Below are 15,246 nucleotides of genomic sequence, written 5' to 3' on the forward strand. Positions count from 1 at the left end.
TGTATAGCAAATGCTGTGCCTTGGCGTTCCTTATGAGTGTGGGCGGGAAAAACTGCCGACGCTTTTTTATAGCGTTTTCTATCATTCATTTTTCGTGCAATGCACGATGGAGGTGCTAACCATTAGCAAAGATCTGTTAATCAATGAAAGCATCCGTGCCCGGGAAGTTCGTCTTATCGGAGCGGATGGTGCTCAACTAGGTGTCCAATCACGCAACGAAGCGCTACGTCTCGCAGAGGAAGCGGAACTTGACCTCGTCATGGTCGCTCCACAAGCGACACCGCCAGTTTGTAAGATCATGGACTACGGTAAATACCGTTTCGAGATGCAAAAGAAGGACAAAGAAACTCGGAAGAATCAGAAAGTGATTCAGATGAAAGAAGTTCGTCTTAGCCCGACGATCGAGGAGAACGACTTCCAAACGAAATTCCGTAATGCGAAGAAATTCTTGGAGAATGGTAACAAAGTGAAAGCGAGTATTCGTTTCCGCGGTCGTGCCATCACTCACTCGGAAATCGGTAGACGCGTTCTCGAACGCCTCGCAACGGATTTAAGTGAGTTCGGTGTTGTGGAACAGAGACCGAAGATGGAAGGACGCAGCATGTTCCTCGTGCTTGCTCCTAAGAAAGAAGACTAATCGAATCGAAGTAGGAGGGAATCTCTCATGCCTAAAATGAAATCGCACCGCGGTGCTTCTAAACGTTTCAAACGTACTGCTTCTGGCAAATTGAAACGTGGTCGTGCTTACACAAGCCACTTGTTCGGTAACAAATCAACAAAAGCGAAACGTAAATTACGTAAAGCTAGCATGGTATCTACGGGTGACTTCAAACGCATCCGTCACATGATCGCGAAGTAATTTATCCAATCGTATACAGATTTAGGAGGGAATTTATATGCCACGCGTAAAAGGCGGATATACGACTCGTCAACGTCGTAAAAAACAACTCAAATTAGCTAAGGGCTACTACGGCTCGAAACATACACTCTTCAAGGTTGCGAAACAGCAAGTCATGAAATCTCTCATGTACGCTTACCGTGACCGTCGTCAAAAGAAACGTGACTTCCGTCGCCTCTGGATCACTCGGATCAATGCGGCAGCACGTATCAACGGTCTTTCTTACAGCCGCATGATGCATGGTCTTAAATTAGCAGGTATCGACGTTAACCGTAAGATGCTCGCTGACCTCGCAGTTACAGATGCAACTGCATTTGCTTCACTTGCTGACACAGCAAAAGCAAAATTGAACGCTTAAGTTCTACAATTCGTCGGGGAATTTAATTCTCCGACGTTTTTTTCGATTTAATGATAAAATAAGAAGGCACGTCGATGAGACGGTCATATGATTTTTTTAGATAGAAGGAGAATTAAAGATGGATTGGTTGACACTTTTTGAGATGCAAGAACAGTTGGATAAACGGATTCAGTCAGAACATCAATTGACAGGCAATCAATTCGACGAGCGTCTGCTTGCCTTATTGGTCGAACTCGGTGAACTTGCGAACGAGACACGTTGCTTTAAGTTCTGGTCGAAGAAGGGACCATCCGCTCAAGTCACAATTCTTGAGGAATATGTCGATGGCGTCCATTTTCTACTCTCACTAGGTCTAGCGCTTGAGTACAAGAAGAGTCATTTTACAGAAGGTGACTTCTATTTGACAGCAACAGATGCTTTTTTAGACGTCTATAACAAAACGAACGTCTTTGCGATTTCGCGGACGGAACAAAGTTATGATGTTCTAATTGGTGCATACCTTGCATTAGGTGCTACACTAGGCTTTACACAGGATATGATTTTCAAGGCTTATATTTCTAAAAATGAAGCAAACCATGTGCGACAAGACAACGGTTACTAAGGAGGAAATCAGATGAATGAACAATTACATATGCTAAAACGTCTCACGGACGCAACAGGTGTACCGGGAAACGAAAAAGAAGTCCGGAGCCTCATGCGTGAATATCTAGAACCTCATGCAGAAGCATTCCACCAGGATGGTCTCGGTAGTCTCTTTGCTGAACATAAAGGCGCAGGCGAAGATGCACCACGTGTATTGATTGCGGGTCACATGGATGAAGTCGGATTCATGGTCACGAAGATTGATGAAAAAGGATTCCTTCGTTTCCAACCACTCGGCGGTTGGTGGGGACAGGTCCTCTTGGCACAGCGTATGAATATTGTGACGTCATCTGGTGAAGTCATTCCAGGTGTAATCGGTGCAAAACCACCTCATGTTTTACCACCGGAAGCGCGCAATAAGCCGGTCGACATTAAAGACATGTTCATCGATATCGGTGCTTCATCAAAAGAAGAAGTCGATGGTTGGGGAATTCGTCCGGGTGATACGGTCGTTCCACATTGCGAATTTACTGTGATGAAAAATGAGAACTTCTTGATGGCAAAAGCGTGGGACAACCGGATTGGTTGTGCCATCGCAATCGAAGCAATCAAACGCTTAAAAGCAGACGGACATCCGAACACGATTTTCGCAGGAGCGACTGTTCAGGAAGAAGTCGGATTACGTGGGGCTCAAACTGTCGCACACCTGCTTAAACCATCAATCGCCTTTGCTGTCGATACAGGTATCCCGGGTGATACACCAGGAATGACCGATCGTGAGGCATTGTCGAAATTAGGTGAAGGCGTTCAAGTCATCATGTTCGATGCGTCGATGATCGCACATCGTGGATTGATCGATTTCGTGACGAAAGTCGCAACAGAAGAAAATATCAAGTATCAACTGGACTTAACACCAGGTGGCGGAACGGATGCAGCGAAGTTCCACTTATCGAATACAGGTGTTCCATCACTTGCATTGACTGTACCGATCCGTTACTTGCATACGAATGTCTCAATCATGCATAAAGCCGATTTCGAAGCAGCCGTCGATCTAGTCGTTGCTGTGACAAAACGTTTAGATGCGGAGACTGTCCAAGCGATCTACGAGGGGTAATAAAACAATGAAGCACATCGTATCAGCAAAGAACGAAATCGTTAAACAATGGAAAAAACTCTTAACGAAAAAAGGACGTCTGCAGACGAACCGTTTCTTGATTGAAGGAGAACATCTGATTGAAGAAGCTGTTCGCGCCGGAATCGTCAAGGAATTGATCGTGCGTGAATCGTACCAAGTACCCGGTTCTTGGAAACGAAATGCCGATGTCTTTACGATCGATGAAGCCGTCATCAAAGTACTGGCTGAGACGGAAACGTCGCAAGGCATCTTCGCTGTCTGTGAGATGAAACAAGCTTCGGCACAATTAGAGCGAGGACGCTATCTGCTCCTCGATCGTCTGCAAGATCCAGGGAACGTCGGGACGATGATTCGGACAGCAGACGCAGCTGGATTCGATGGGGTCGTCGTCGGACCAGGAACAGTTGACGTCTATAACGGAAAAGTCATCCGTGCGACGCAAGGATCGCTGTTCCACCTACCGGTTATCTCCATGCCGCTTGAAGAGGCAGTCAATGCCTTGCACGAACAAGGAATTGCGGTAATCGGCACGGCGTTAGAAGGGGCGACGTCTTATCAAGGGATCGCACCGATGGATGCACTCGGTTTAATCATCGGGAATGAAGCACAAGGCGTTGCGCCAGAGTTGCTCTCGTACTGTGATGAGCGTGCTTACATCCCGATTCGTGGTAAAGCGGAGTCATTGAATGCGGCAGTAGCGGCTGGCATTTTGCTCTATCATTTTGCAAGCGTGGATTGAAACCGGCAAGCGTTCATGCTAAAGTGAACATCAGGAATACATCATGGACGTTGATGGAACAGAGTACGTTAGGGAACGATTCAATCAGGGAGAAGCGGTCGTAGACTGAAAACTGCTTCGTGAATCTGCTAACCGAATTCACTCCGGAGTCGCACGAGAGATCGTGACGGGATGCGCCCGTTATCGCGCAATTGGAGGACTTTTCGATTGAAAAGTCAAACAAGGGTGGTACCACGGTGTTTACATCGTCCCTTCGGCATTTGCCGGAGGGACGTTTTTTTATATCTTCAACTAAAGGAGTGGGAAAGATGCGCGAGCAATTAGAAGCATTACGCGATGAAGCGTTGACATTAGTCGATCAGGCAACAACACAAAAAGATCTCAATGATGTCCGAGTCAAGTATCTCGGGAAAAAGGGACCAATCACAGAAGTATTACGAGGAATGGGAAAGTTATCAGCGGAAGAACGACCAGTCGTCGGTGAGATCGCAAATACAGTTCGTCAAGCGATCCAAGAGCAATTGGAACAACGTCTGACAGCTGTCAAACAACAAGAAATGGATGCGAAACTGGCAGCGGAAGCAATTGACGTCACGTTACCAGGACGTCCGAAAAAGGTCGGTCATGCGCATCTCTTGCAACAGGTGACGGATGAGATCGAAGACATCTTCGTCGGACTCGGTTATACGATTGCCGAAGGTCCAGAAGTCGAGCAAGATCTTTTCAACTTCGAGATGTTAAATTTACCGAAGGATCACCCGGCACGTGATATGCAAGACTCGTTCTATATTACGGAAGAAATTTTGATGCGAACGCATACATCACCGGTCCAAGCACGGACGATGCTCGCTTCTAAAGGTGAACCGATCCGCATTCTCTGCCCAGGTAAAGTCTATCGTCGAGACGAAGATGATGCGACGCATTCGCACCAATTCATGCAAGTCGAAGGACTCGTCGTCGGAGAATCGATTTCGATGGCAGACTTAAAAGGAACGCTTGAAGCCTTCGCGAAGCAGATGTTCGGTGAAGCACGTGAAGTCCGCTTACGCCCAAGTTTCTTCCCGTTCACGGAGCCGTCCGTCGAAGTCGACGTCTCGTGCTTCAAATGTGGCGGTAAAGGATGCAACATCTGTAAACAGACGGGATGGATTGAAATTCTGGGCGCTGGAATGGTTCATCCTCACGTTCTCGAAATGGCCGAATATGATAGCACGAAAATGTCAGGTTTCGCATTCGGAATGGGTATCGAACGGATTGCCATGTTGAAATACGGTGTCGATGATATTCGCCACTTCTATACGAATGACGTTCGCTTCAGCGAACAGTTTTAAGGGGGAACGCAGATGTTAGTCTCAAAACAATGGTTGAACGAATATGTGGATGTCAGTCACACATCAGGACAAGATTTGGCTGATTTGATTACAAAGAGCGGAATTGAAGTCGAAGGCGTTGATGTCCGGGATGAAGCGTTAAACAACATCGTTGTCGGACGTGTGTTAACGAAAGAAAAACACCCAGAAGCAGATAAATTGAACGTCACGACGGTCGATATCGGACAAGACGAACCGGTCCAAATCGTATGTGGTGCACCGAACGTCGAAGCCGGACAAGATGTCATCGTCGCGCGCGTCGGAGCTCGCCTGCCAGGTATTAAAATCAAACGTGCCAAATTGCGCGGTGTCGTCTCGGAAGGGATGATCTGTTCACTCGAAGAACTCGGATTCGAAAAGAAATATATCCGAGAAGATGAGCAGGACGGAATCCATACGTTCCGTGAACCAGTCACACCAGGACAAGACGTTTTGGAGTTACTCGGTCTACGTGATGAAATCCTCGAGCTTGGATTAACGCCGAACCGTTCGGACTGCCTCAGCATGTATGGTGTCGCATACGAAGTGGCGGCGCTTTACGATACGACACCGACTTTCCCGGTCGTTGAAGTCAACGAAGCAGAAACTGCGATGGCAGTCGACGTGACGCTTGATTCAGAGGACTGCCGGTTCTACGCGGCACGAGAAATTCAAGGCGTGACGATTCAAGAGTCACCGACTTGGTTAAAAAACCGCTTGATTGCGAACGGCATTCGTCCGATCAACAACGTCGTCGACGTTACGAACTTCGTCTTACTTGAGACAGGTCAACCGCTTCATTCATTTGATGCTGAAAAACTCGGAAAACGGATCGTCGTGCGTCAAGCGCACGCAGGAGAGTCGTTCACGACGCTCGACGAAGTAGAGCGGACGCTCGATTCTTCGATGCTGGTCATCACTGACGGTGAACACCCGGTCGCGCTTGCTGGTGTCATGGGTGGAGCGAATACCGAGGTCGATGAAAACACGACATCGATCATTTTAGAATCAGCTTACTTCGCACCGATTTCCGTCCGGAAGACGAGCCGTGTTCTTGGACTTCGCTCGGACTCGAGTGCTCGTTTCGAAAAGGGCGTCGATCCACGTCGTGTCTTGTTAGCACTCGATCGTGCTGCAACTTTGATTGCTGAACTCTCGGGTGGAGCGGTTCAGGCTGGTGTCGCTCAAGCAGGAACGCTCGAGCTTGACGATCACTTGATTGAAGCGAGTGTCTCGTACATCAATCACCGTCTTGGTATGGAGATTGAAGGAACGGTCATGCAAACGTTACTCGAACGTCTTGGTCTCGGTGTTGAATTATCGGGGGATGCCTTGACAGTCAGCGTACCGACTCGCCGCCAAGACTTGAAAATTCCAGCTGATTTAGCGGAAGAAGTCGCTCGTCTCTATGGATATGATGCACTGACTTCAAGCTTACCGTCTGAAGCGAGCCGTGGTTTCTTACCAAAACGGAACATTCACCGTCGTCATTTACGCCGGACATTGCAGGGAGCAGGTCTTTCGCAAGCCATCACGTATTCATTGACGAGCGAACAACGTGCGATGCAATTCAATGAACGGGAAGATTTGCATCCGGTCAAATTGGCGATGCCAATCAGTGAAGCACGTTCGACACTGCGGACGTCACTCATTCCGGGACTCCTTGAAGTCGCGCAACATAACGTCGCACGACAGCATGCCGATGTTGCGTTTTATGAACTCGGCAGTGTTTATCTGCAACGGGATGCGTCACTTGAGACACTTCCGATCGAACAAGAAATGATCGGCGGCGTCGCAGTCGGTGTCTCAGAACAACACCGGGCCCATGGCACACTTGTCAAAACAGATTTCTTCGTCATGAAAGGAATCGTCGAGACACTCGCATCTGCGTCTGGTGTCACGTTGACGTTCGAAGCAGCGAGCATTCCATCGATGCACCCAGGACGGACGGCGCGCGTTCTGCTTGACGGAGAAGCAATTGGATTCGTCGGTCAAGTGCATCCTGGTCTGTCAAAAGAACAGTATGGTCTAAAAGAAGTGTACGTCTTCGAATTAGAGGCGATGGCACTGCGTTCGAAAGAGGAACAGGTCTACTCGGAAATCTCACGTTTCCCATCGATGACACGTGACTTAGCAATCGTCGTCGAGCGATCAGTGACGGCGCAATCCATCATCGATGTCATGACGGAAGCAGCCGGTCCACTTTTACAGACGATCGAATTGTTCGATGTCTATACGGGTGAGAACGTCGGAGAGAATGAAAAATCATTCGCTTTCTCCCTCCGTTATCAAAACAAGGAACGGACGTTAGTCGATGAAGAAATCACGACAGCGCAACAACGAGTCGTAGATGCAGTGAAAGAAACATTCAATGCGGAACTTCGCGCATAATTAGATAATGGAATGGGACATGGATCATGGTAAAGATTCCACGGTTACCTATTTTCAGATTAAAAGTAAAATGCAGTTCTTTTCTTAACTGAAAAGAACTGCATTTTTTTGTTTCATAGCGTTTCTTCGTTCAATATACAGTTGAACTACAGTCGAGCTACAGATTCGTTTCATACGATGAATGCAGACGATAAAAGGAGGAACAGGACATATGAATTTTTTGAAACGGGCTGGGAAGAGTATCATCGCTCGAAAGGGCAAGACGATGATCATGTTGATTATTTTAACGGTAATTGGATCGCTGGTTCTATCAGGATTCGCGATTCAGAATGCTGCAAAATCAGCTGGAGATGAAGCAAGAAAAGAACTGGGAGCTACCGTGACGTTACAAGTCGACCGACAAAAACAAATGCAGGAGCGACAAGCTTCTGGAGAACGAGGAAGACCAGAAGAAGTTAAGATTTCGATGAAAGAAGTTGAAGCGATCGAACAACTAGATGCAGTCAAGTCGACTAATTATCTTTCGCAAGCGACCGCGACTGCGAGTGATATTGAACCGATCGAAAGTGAGTCGACGAATACAGGTGGTGGACCGGATGGTGGACCAGGCGGTGAAATGCCAGAGGGAATGACGACGCCCGACTTCTCGTTGAACGGTGTGACGAATATGGAGTTACTTGATTCGTTTTCGAATGGAACATTAAAAATTGTTGATGGCGTAGCATTGACGTCTGATGCGAAAGAAAATAGTGTTGTCATCGATGAAAATCTAGCAACTGAAAACGATCTTAAAGTAGGAGATACATTCAAACTGAAATCGACGACGACGAATCAAACACAAAAACTGACGATCATCGGGCTTTCTTCATCGACAGATGCGAGTTCAGACGCAAGTTTCCGTGCTGCGGGGTTCATGGATCCGATGAATCAAATGTATGTTTCAAATGAGACGCTTGCCGACTTTGTTACCGAGGATGGGACAGTGAGTGCGTCAAGTGTTGTCTACTCTTTAAAGGATCCGTCTGAAGTCGAGGCGTTCAAACAAAAAGCAAAATCGGTTTCATCAGTGGACTGGGATACGTTCACGTTGGATGCGAATGATGCGGCTTACCAAAAAATGGTCGGACCAATTGAACAAGTTGCTTCCTTCTCAAAATCAGTCGTCTATCTCGTTAGTATCGCAGGTGGTTTGATTCTGGCACTTTTGATTTTGTTATCTGTACGTGAACGCCGGAAAGAGATGGGGATTTTGATGGCAATGGGTGAAAAACGATCGAAGCTGATGAGTCAATTATTAGTTGAAACATTTGCGATTGCGGCAGTTGCGTTTCTCATAACGTATGCGACGGGAGGAATGACATCACAATTCATGACCGATCAATTATTAAACCGAGAAGTGACAGAAGCGGCAAGTTCGGCTACGACGGATGGATTTGGAGGTCCAGGTGGAGGTCCGGGTGGTCAAGGACAACAACTCCTCGCTAGTATTCCTCAAATTACAGAGATGACGACGAAAATTGACTGGTCGACACTAGCACAAGTCGTTCAAATCGGTAGTCTGATTGTCTTTTTATCCGTTTTATTACCGTCACTTATCTTATTACGAATGAATCCAAAAGAAATCTTATTGCGGGAGGATTAATCAGATGACGACTTTAGAAATGACGAAGGTGTCGTATGCGTATACATCAGCAGGAAAGCAACAACGAATCTTAAATGAGGTATCGATGCAGTTCGAGGCGGGAAGATTTTATGCAATTCTTGGAGAATCAGGTTCCGGTAAAACGACTGCGTTAAGTTTACTCAGTGGACTAGACTCACCAACGGAAGGACAAATACAGTATGAAGGACGTGAATTGCGAAAAATCGGACTGACGACGTATCGATCGCGTCATGCAGCGACTGTCTTCCAATCCTTTAATTTATTAACTTATATGAATGCTATTGATAATGTCATTGTCGCACTTGAGTTGAGTGGACGACGGGTTAAGGAGAAGAAGAAACGAGCTCTTGAGTTACTGGAACAGGTCGGAATTGATGAAATACATTCGAAAAAGAACGTATTACAGTTGAGTGGTGGTCAGCAACAACGGGTTGCCATCGCGCGCGCTCTAGCGACAGAAGCGCCGATCATATTAGCGGATGAACCGACAGGGGCACTCGATGAAAAAACAGCTACGGAAATCATCCGTTTGTTTCAACAGCTAGCGCATGATGCCAATCGTTGCATCATCGCAGTGACACACTCAGCAGAAGTCGCACGTGCTGCTGATCAAATCATTGAACTGAAAAAACAACGGTTCGTCGAAAAGAAACCTATCGTTGAAGGACAGACCATACCGGCTCGTTGAAAAAATGAATGAATGTATTAAAAGAAGGGACTCTCATCAATCGTTGAGAAGTCCCTTCTTTACTTATGAGGCGATGTCCTGATTGGTTGCTGTAGCGGAGGAACGTCTCGAATACACATACAAGAGTCCGCTGCTGACGACAACGAGACTGCAGATCAAAAACATATTCGAGTATCCAGTCTTAGCCGCAATGCCCGATAGCAGGAAAGCACCGATGCCAAAGCCACTATCATAGGCGAGGAAAAATGTAGAGATGGCTTTGCCTTTTTGTTCAGGAGCTGCATACGTCAGCATGACTGTCTGCAATCCTGGGAAGATGGAGGCGGAGCCGATGCCAATGATGAGGGCAGCGAACAACAAGCCATAAAGCGTTGGAAAGAATCCAAGTACTAGAAATCCGACCGCATACAGACCATAGGATGGAATAAGCACGGAAGCTGGTCCTTTTCGGTCGAACCGTTTTCCGGCTAGCGGACGAATGGCGACCATACCGAGCGCAGCCAGTCCGTAAAAATAAGAGGCATACGTCACATGGTGAATGGAGTCGGCATACAAGGAGATGAATGCAGACGTACTGGAAATCGCAATTCCCGCAAAGCTTGTAGCTAGCAACAAGACGGGACTGTCTAAGAAAAGCGATTGACGGAGCCGAAATGGTGACGTTTGCGGAATATGACTGCTCGTCAATGGTAAACGGATCATGAAAAGAAATGAACAGATGGCGAGTAGAGCAACTGTCATGAAATACCAGACCATGACATCATGAGCAATCAACGTCAATCCGATGACAGGACCTAGGACGGAAGCGAGATTCATTGAGAGGACGAAGTAACCCATTCCTTCACCCTGACGTTGTTTAGGAATCAACGTCGTGACACTTAAACTCAGTGAAGAAGAGATCATACCGAAACTAAACCCATGTAACACACGAATGGTGAGCAATAAACTGAATGATTCAATCGGCAGAATGATCAAGTAGAGACAGCTAAAGAGAGTAAACAGACTAGCAGATAATAGTAACATCCGTTTCAGTTCGTACCGATCGAGCCAATGACCAATCAACGGACGTGAACAGACCGTTGCGAGTACGAATGCCGTCACGACCCATCCGAGTGATCCTTGTGAAACCTCGAATTTTTGGGCGGCGAGTAGAGGCAGGGATGCATTTAATAAGTAAAACGTTATGAATAATAAGAGATTGACGAGTAATGTCGTCACGTAATGCCGGTGAAATAAACGATTCACGATGATTCCTCCTGTTCGACCGGGCGATGGGTAAGAAGTAGCTGAGTCATCAGGCGCTCTAAGGAAGACTGGTCTTCTGGCGATAATTCATCCAAAAATATACGATGTGCTTGTTGGACGGATGCATCAATCGTCTGAAATAAGTCGCGTGCCTGTGAAGTCAATTCGACCAGGCGATGACGTCCTGCGTTCTGACGAAAGATGAATCCTAATTCTTCTAATCGAGCGACTGTTTTTGTGACGGCTGGCTTTTCGATGACTAAATATTTCGACAGGGTGACCTGTGAGACTGGTTCAAGTAAAGACACGGCCTTCAAGAGTGCCCATTGTCCAGTGTGTAACGAATATTGAGCGAGGGTGGCATCGATGTCTCGTTTGACGAGTCGAGCGACTTTTGACAGTTGTCCGAGAATATCTTCTTGTTGAGATGACATAAAAAAACCTCCTTTAAGTTAACTAGTTAACTTAAAGGAGTATAGCGGATTCTTTACTTCTTTGGCAAGTAGAAATCAAGAAGTAGTTTCAAAAAACGTCGTGAATCGTACCTGATCAGGTGTTCCAGTCAAAGTAGTCTTTAAATCTAATCGATCCATGATTTGGTGTACCAAATATAGTCCGAGACCACTACCGCCATGAATTCGATTTCGCGATTGTTCGGCGCGTGTAAGGGGGTGGAACCAAGCGGCAGTATCACTTGAATCTTGAATAGTCGGTGAGTTCGTAATCGTTAGCACCACACCATTTTGTTTTCCGGTCGTCTCGATTAGAATCGTTCCACCCGGAGCCGTATACGATATGGCATTCATTAATACGTTATGAAAAGCGCGCTCCAACAAGTGACGATCCGTGTTAACGTTCCAGTCTCCTTTAGGTGAGATCACACGTAATTGCTGATCATGAATAAGTTGTCCGAATTGATCGAGTTGTTGTTCGAGTAACAGACGAAGATTCGTTTCCTCGAAATGAAGTGCCATTTGTTCGACACGGGCGACTTCGAGCAACGATGCAATTAGACGTTCCATATTTTCAATCACCTGACTAGCACGCTCCAAATAGTAATCACGGTCTCGGTAGACTCCGAGATTCAAGAGCATCCCTTCGACTTGACCCTTGATGATCGTAACAGGTGTTTTTAACTCATGTGAGATAGCGAGGAATAGCTGTCTTCGTTCTGCATCACGTATTCGATCTTTTTCCGCTTCAAGACGAAGGCGTTCATTGGAGGCTTGTAAAGAATCCATCGTCGCCTCGAGTGTGGTGGCGAGTTGATTGATATTTCTTGATAGATCACCCAGTTCATCCGTTGAGTGATGATGGGTTCGGACAGCAAAGTTTAAATTCGCTAACTCCTTCGTCGCTTGATTGATGGAGATCAGCGGTCGAGAAATAGTACGTGAATAAAGATAGGCAGCAAGACCGGCTAATAATAGAAGCGGAAAAACGATATAAGGAGCTAGTTTCAACAAGACGGCTTTCACTTCATCAATCGGTTGAATCATTTGATCCGCATCGAGAGTAACCGTTTGACTGTTCAGTTGAAGTGGAAGGGAGGCTTGGATCGTTCCGGTAGGAGAGTTATCGGTAGTGCGACGAATCGGTCCGCGACCAAAATCGGGTGCATATAAGAGTTGATCGTCCTCCGTCCACAGTGAAAAACGAATCCCTTTGTCTGTCAGTTGATCAAGCAATGGGATGAGTTCTTCGATTGAACGATCTTTACTTTTTAGTTTAATAGATGCCATCGTCGAGTGAAATTGTTCTTCTCGATAGGACTGATAGTACGAAGGCAACGAGGCATATAGAAAACCAACCGTCGAGAGGACAGCGACGATGAGTAAGCTCATCGTTAAAAAAAATAGTTTAGCAGTGATTCCTTGACGTTTAGCTAGGTGCTTCAAGCTTATAGCCAACTCCTTTTACTGTTTGAATATAAGGTACGTTTATTTTTTTTCGTAGGTTTTTAATATGTGTATCCAAGAATCGTGTATCGCCAAGGGCATCAAACCCCCAAAGTTGCTGAATCAGCTGTTCTCGTTCGAGTACACGGCCGGGATGTTCGAGTAATAAATGAAGAATTTGAAATTCCTTAAGTGTTAATGTCGTCGGATTTCCAGAAACGTATACGTTATAGCTTGATGGAAAAAGGGTAATCTCTCGAAATGAGAGTGATTCTGCTTCATTCGATTGAATGCGCCTGATAACGGCTTCGATCCGTCTAAGTAAGATGCGAAGGGAAAATGGTTTTGCGATGTAATCATCGATTCCGAGATCAAATCCTTTCACCTGGTTTTCCTCATCTTGCAAAGCGGTTAAAAAAATAATCGGCGTTTGTGATTCTTTACGAATGTCGCGTGCAACCTCAAAACCATCGAAGAAAGGCATCATGATATCTAAGATGATTAAATCGAAAGAGCCCGATCGGTAAAGTTGTAAGGCTTCCATGCCGTTTGCCGCGCTAGATACAATGTATCCATTGGAGTTCAATAATTCTGTTAGTAGTTCCCTGATATCGTATTCATCTTCTGCGATCAAAATATGTGTCATATCATTCACCTCATTGTTAGTTGTAACATATTCATCTGAAGTTTAGCTGAAGATAAACAATTGATACATCGAGTCATTTATATTAGACCAAATAAAGCAAATCTTGAGACAAGGAAGGGAAGCAAACATCATGAAGCCCTGTTCGAAATCCTTAGCATCATTAGTATCACTTTTTAACTTACGAACAGATTCAAATCCGATAGTTACGAGTATTGAGACAGACTCACGAAACGTAATACCAGGAAGTCTGTTTATTTGTGTTCGCGGCTACACGGTAGATGGTCATCGATATGCTAGAGAAGCGGAACGTAATGGAGCAGTTGCGATTTTAGCGGAAGAAGCATTAAGTGATGTAACGATTCCTGTTATTCTCATCGAAAATACAAAGGCAGCTGCCGGGAAGGTAGCAGACTTTTTTTATGATCATCCGAGTCAAAAAATGCGTGTCTATGGTGTAACGGGAACGAACGGAAAAACGACGACGACAAAATTGGCGTATGATCTCTTTCGTGCAACAGGCATAAAAGCCGGCATGATTAGCACGGTCGGTGCACGAATTGATGAGGAACTCATTGAGACACCGAATACGACGCCTGAAGCGATCATCTTACATCGACTGTTGTATGAAATGGTTGAAAAAGGCGTGACGGATTGCATCATTGAAGTGTCTTCTCATGCATTAGCTGAAGGTCGAGTCGAAGGAGTGTCTTTCCACTCGGCAGCATTTACGAACCTGACGCATGATCATCTGGATTATCACCATTCAATGGAGGATTACGCCAAGACGAAAGCGTTGTTATTTCAACAAGTCGCTGCGTCAAATGGTCGGACCATCGTCTTGAATCGAGAAGATGGTTGGAGCCGCGTCATGCGAGAAGCTGCGCCTTTACAACCCGTCATCTGGTATACGACACAACCACACCGGACGTCACAAATCGCGGTCGAATGGTTGACGGACACCGTCAATGTGCGGATCGACGAGACGACAACGCGTGTGCCGACAGCTTTACTAGGTGAATTCAATGCGGCGAATTTAGCGGCGGCGATGGGATTATTGCGGGCAGGTGATGCCAATCTCTATGCTTTGATTCGTCACATTCCAGAACTGGAATTGCCGAAAGGACGACTTGAACGACTGGACTGGGCACCTTGTGAGATTTATATCGATTATGCCCATACACCGGATGGTCTAGAAAAATGTTTACAGGCACTCACTTTTTCCGGAGAATCGCTATCGGTCGTTTTAAGTGCAGCTGGAGAGCGTGATCGAACGAAACGAGCGGAAATGGGGCGGATTGCAAGTAAATATTGTGAACACATCATCGCAACGGTCCATGATGCGAGGACAGAGGATCCGGATCGAATCATCGAAGAGCTAATCGTTGATATTCCACGTGAACATTTAGTAGGTTGTCATACATCCCGTCACGAAGCGCTCGTACAAGCAGCGCATCTGGCGCACGAAGGAAAACGCATCGTCATCGTCGGGAAAGGTCATGATGAGGTAGAACGAATCGGTACAAAAACGATTCCTTTTAATGAAAAACACATACTTCTTGCGGAATTAGAACGACTGTCTGAAGGGGAGTCCGTCATTTAAAAAAACCGACCATTCCGTTAAGGTCATGGTCGGTTTGAACTGCTCCCTGTCAAG

Annotated in this window: 15 protein-coding genes; 11 read left to right on the top strand and 4 right to left on the bottom strand. The window is 46.1% G+C overall.

Annotated features, from left to right (window positions below):
• Positions 1-106: 106 nt before the first annotated feature.
• From infC to B4C70_RS14195, 10 genes are all read left to right on the top strand, one after another.
• The gene (gene infC, locus B4C70_RS14150; RefSeq protein WP_035406328.1) at positions 107-637 is read left to right on the top strand and encodes a translation initiation factor IF-3; all 531 of its coding nucleotides are present in this window, start codon (positions 107-109) and stop codon (positions 635-637) included.
• 27 nt (positions 638-664) lie between these two features.
• Positions 665-859: a 50S ribosomal protein L35 gene (gene rpmI / locus B4C70_RS14155; protein WP_023469015.1), complete on the top strand. Its 195-nt coding sequence runs from the start codon at positions 665-667 to the stop codon at positions 857-859.
• Positions 860-896: 37 nt separating this feature from the next.
• Positions 897-1,256 (top strand): 50S ribosomal protein L20, encoded by a 360-nt coding sequence (rplT, locus tag B4C70_RS14160; protein WP_012371057.1) that lies wholly within the window; start codon positions 897-899, stop codon positions 1,254-1,256.
• A gap of 118 nt (positions 1,257-1,374) precedes the next feature.
• Positions 1,375-1,857: a dUTP diphosphatase gene (locus tag B4C70_RS14165; RefSeq protein ID WP_029342317.1), complete on the top strand. Its 483-nt coding sequence runs from the start codon at positions 1,375-1,377 to the stop codon at positions 1,855-1,857.
• A gap of 12 nt (positions 1,858-1,869) precedes the next feature.
• Positions 1,870-2,952 carry a M42 family metallopeptidase gene (locus tag B4C70_RS14170; protein ID WP_064299521.1) on the top strand — a complete coding sequence of 361 codons (1,083 nt, stop codon included), beginning with the start codon at positions 1,870-1,872 and terminating at the stop codon, positions 2,950-2,952.
• Positions 2,927-3,712, top strand: coding sequence for a TrmH family RNA methyltransferase (locus tag B4C70_RS14175; RefSeq protein ID WP_414654493.1), 786 nt, complete (start codon positions 2,927-2,929; stop codon positions 3,710-3,712). The genes B4C70_RS14170 and B4C70_RS14175 overlap by 26 nt, the downstream gene beginning before the upstream one ends.
• A 308-nt stretch (positions 3,713-4,020) precedes the next feature.
• Entirely contained in the window at positions 4,021-5,043 is a 1,023-nt protein-coding gene (gene pheS / locus B4C70_RS14180; protein WP_035396564.1) for a phenylalanine--tRNA ligase subunit alpha, read from the top strand.
• Positions 5,044-5,055: 12 nt separating this feature from the next.
• The gene (pheT, locus tag B4C70_RS14185) at positions 5,056-7,452 is read left to right on the top strand and encodes a phenylalanine--tRNA ligase subunit beta (RefSeq protein ID WP_290780499.1); all 2,397 of its coding nucleotides are present in this window, start codon (positions 5,056-5,058) and stop codon (positions 7,450-7,452) included.
• Positions 7,453-7,663: 211 nt separating this feature from the next.
• A complete protein-coding gene (locus tag B4C70_RS14190) occupies positions 7,664-9,094 on the top strand; it encodes an ABC transporter permease (RefSeq protein WP_290780502.1) in 1,431 nt (476 codons plus the stop codon).
• Between the two features lie 4 nt (positions 9,095-9,098).
• Complete coding sequence (locus tag B4C70_RS14195; protein ID WP_290780505.1) at positions 9,099-9,803, top strand: ABC transporter ATP-binding protein; 705 nt, start codon at positions 9,099-9,101, stop codon at positions 9,801-9,803.
• A gap of 63 nt (positions 9,804-9,866) precedes the next feature.
• Here B4C70_RS14195 and B4C70_RS14200 read toward each other — a convergent pair whose 3' ends face one another.
• From B4C70_RS14200 to B4C70_RS14215, 4 genes are all read right to left on the bottom strand, one after another.
• A complete protein-coding gene (locus B4C70_RS14200) occupies positions 9,867-11,048 on the bottom strand; it encodes an MFS transporter (RefSeq protein WP_290780509.1) in 1,182 nt (393 codons plus the stop codon).
• The gene (locus B4C70_RS14205; protein ID WP_290780511.1) at positions 11,045-11,482 is read right to left on the bottom strand and encodes a MarR family winged helix-turn-helix transcriptional regulator; all 438 of its coding nucleotides are present in this window, start codon (positions 11,480-11,482) and stop codon (positions 11,045-11,047) included. The genes B4C70_RS14200 and B4C70_RS14205 overlap by 4 nt, the downstream gene beginning before the upstream one ends.
• Positions 11,483-11,557: 75 nt before the next feature.
• Positions 11,558-12,946, bottom strand: a complete 1,389-nt coding sequence (locus B4C70_RS14210) for a sensor histidine kinase (protein ID WP_290755049.1) — start codon at positions 12,944-12,946, stop codon at positions 11,558-11,560.
• Positions 12,930-13,592 (bottom strand): response regulator transcription factor, encoded by a 663-nt coding sequence (locus B4C70_RS14215; protein WP_214852922.1) that lies wholly within the window; start codon positions 13,590-13,592, stop codon positions 12,930-12,932. Before B4C70_RS14215 ends, B4C70_RS14210 begins: the two co-directional genes overlap by 17 nt.
• A 130-nt stretch (positions 13,593-13,722) precedes the next feature.
• Between B4C70_RS14215 and B4C70_RS14220 the strand changes: the two genes are divergently transcribed.
• The gene (locus tag B4C70_RS14220; RefSeq protein ID WP_290755047.1) at positions 13,723-15,192 is read left to right on the top strand and encodes a UDP-N-acetylmuramoyl-L-alanyl-D-glutamate--2,6-diaminopimelate ligase; all 1,470 of its coding nucleotides are present in this window, start codon (positions 13,723-13,725) and stop codon (positions 15,190-15,192) included.
• Positions 15,193-15,246: the final 54 nt, after the last annotated feature.

It is taken from the genome of Exiguobacterium sp. UBA5002, assembly GCF_002396765.1.
Lineage (GTDB): Bacteria > Bacillota > Bacilli > Exiguobacteriales > Exiguobacteriaceae > Exiguobacterium_A.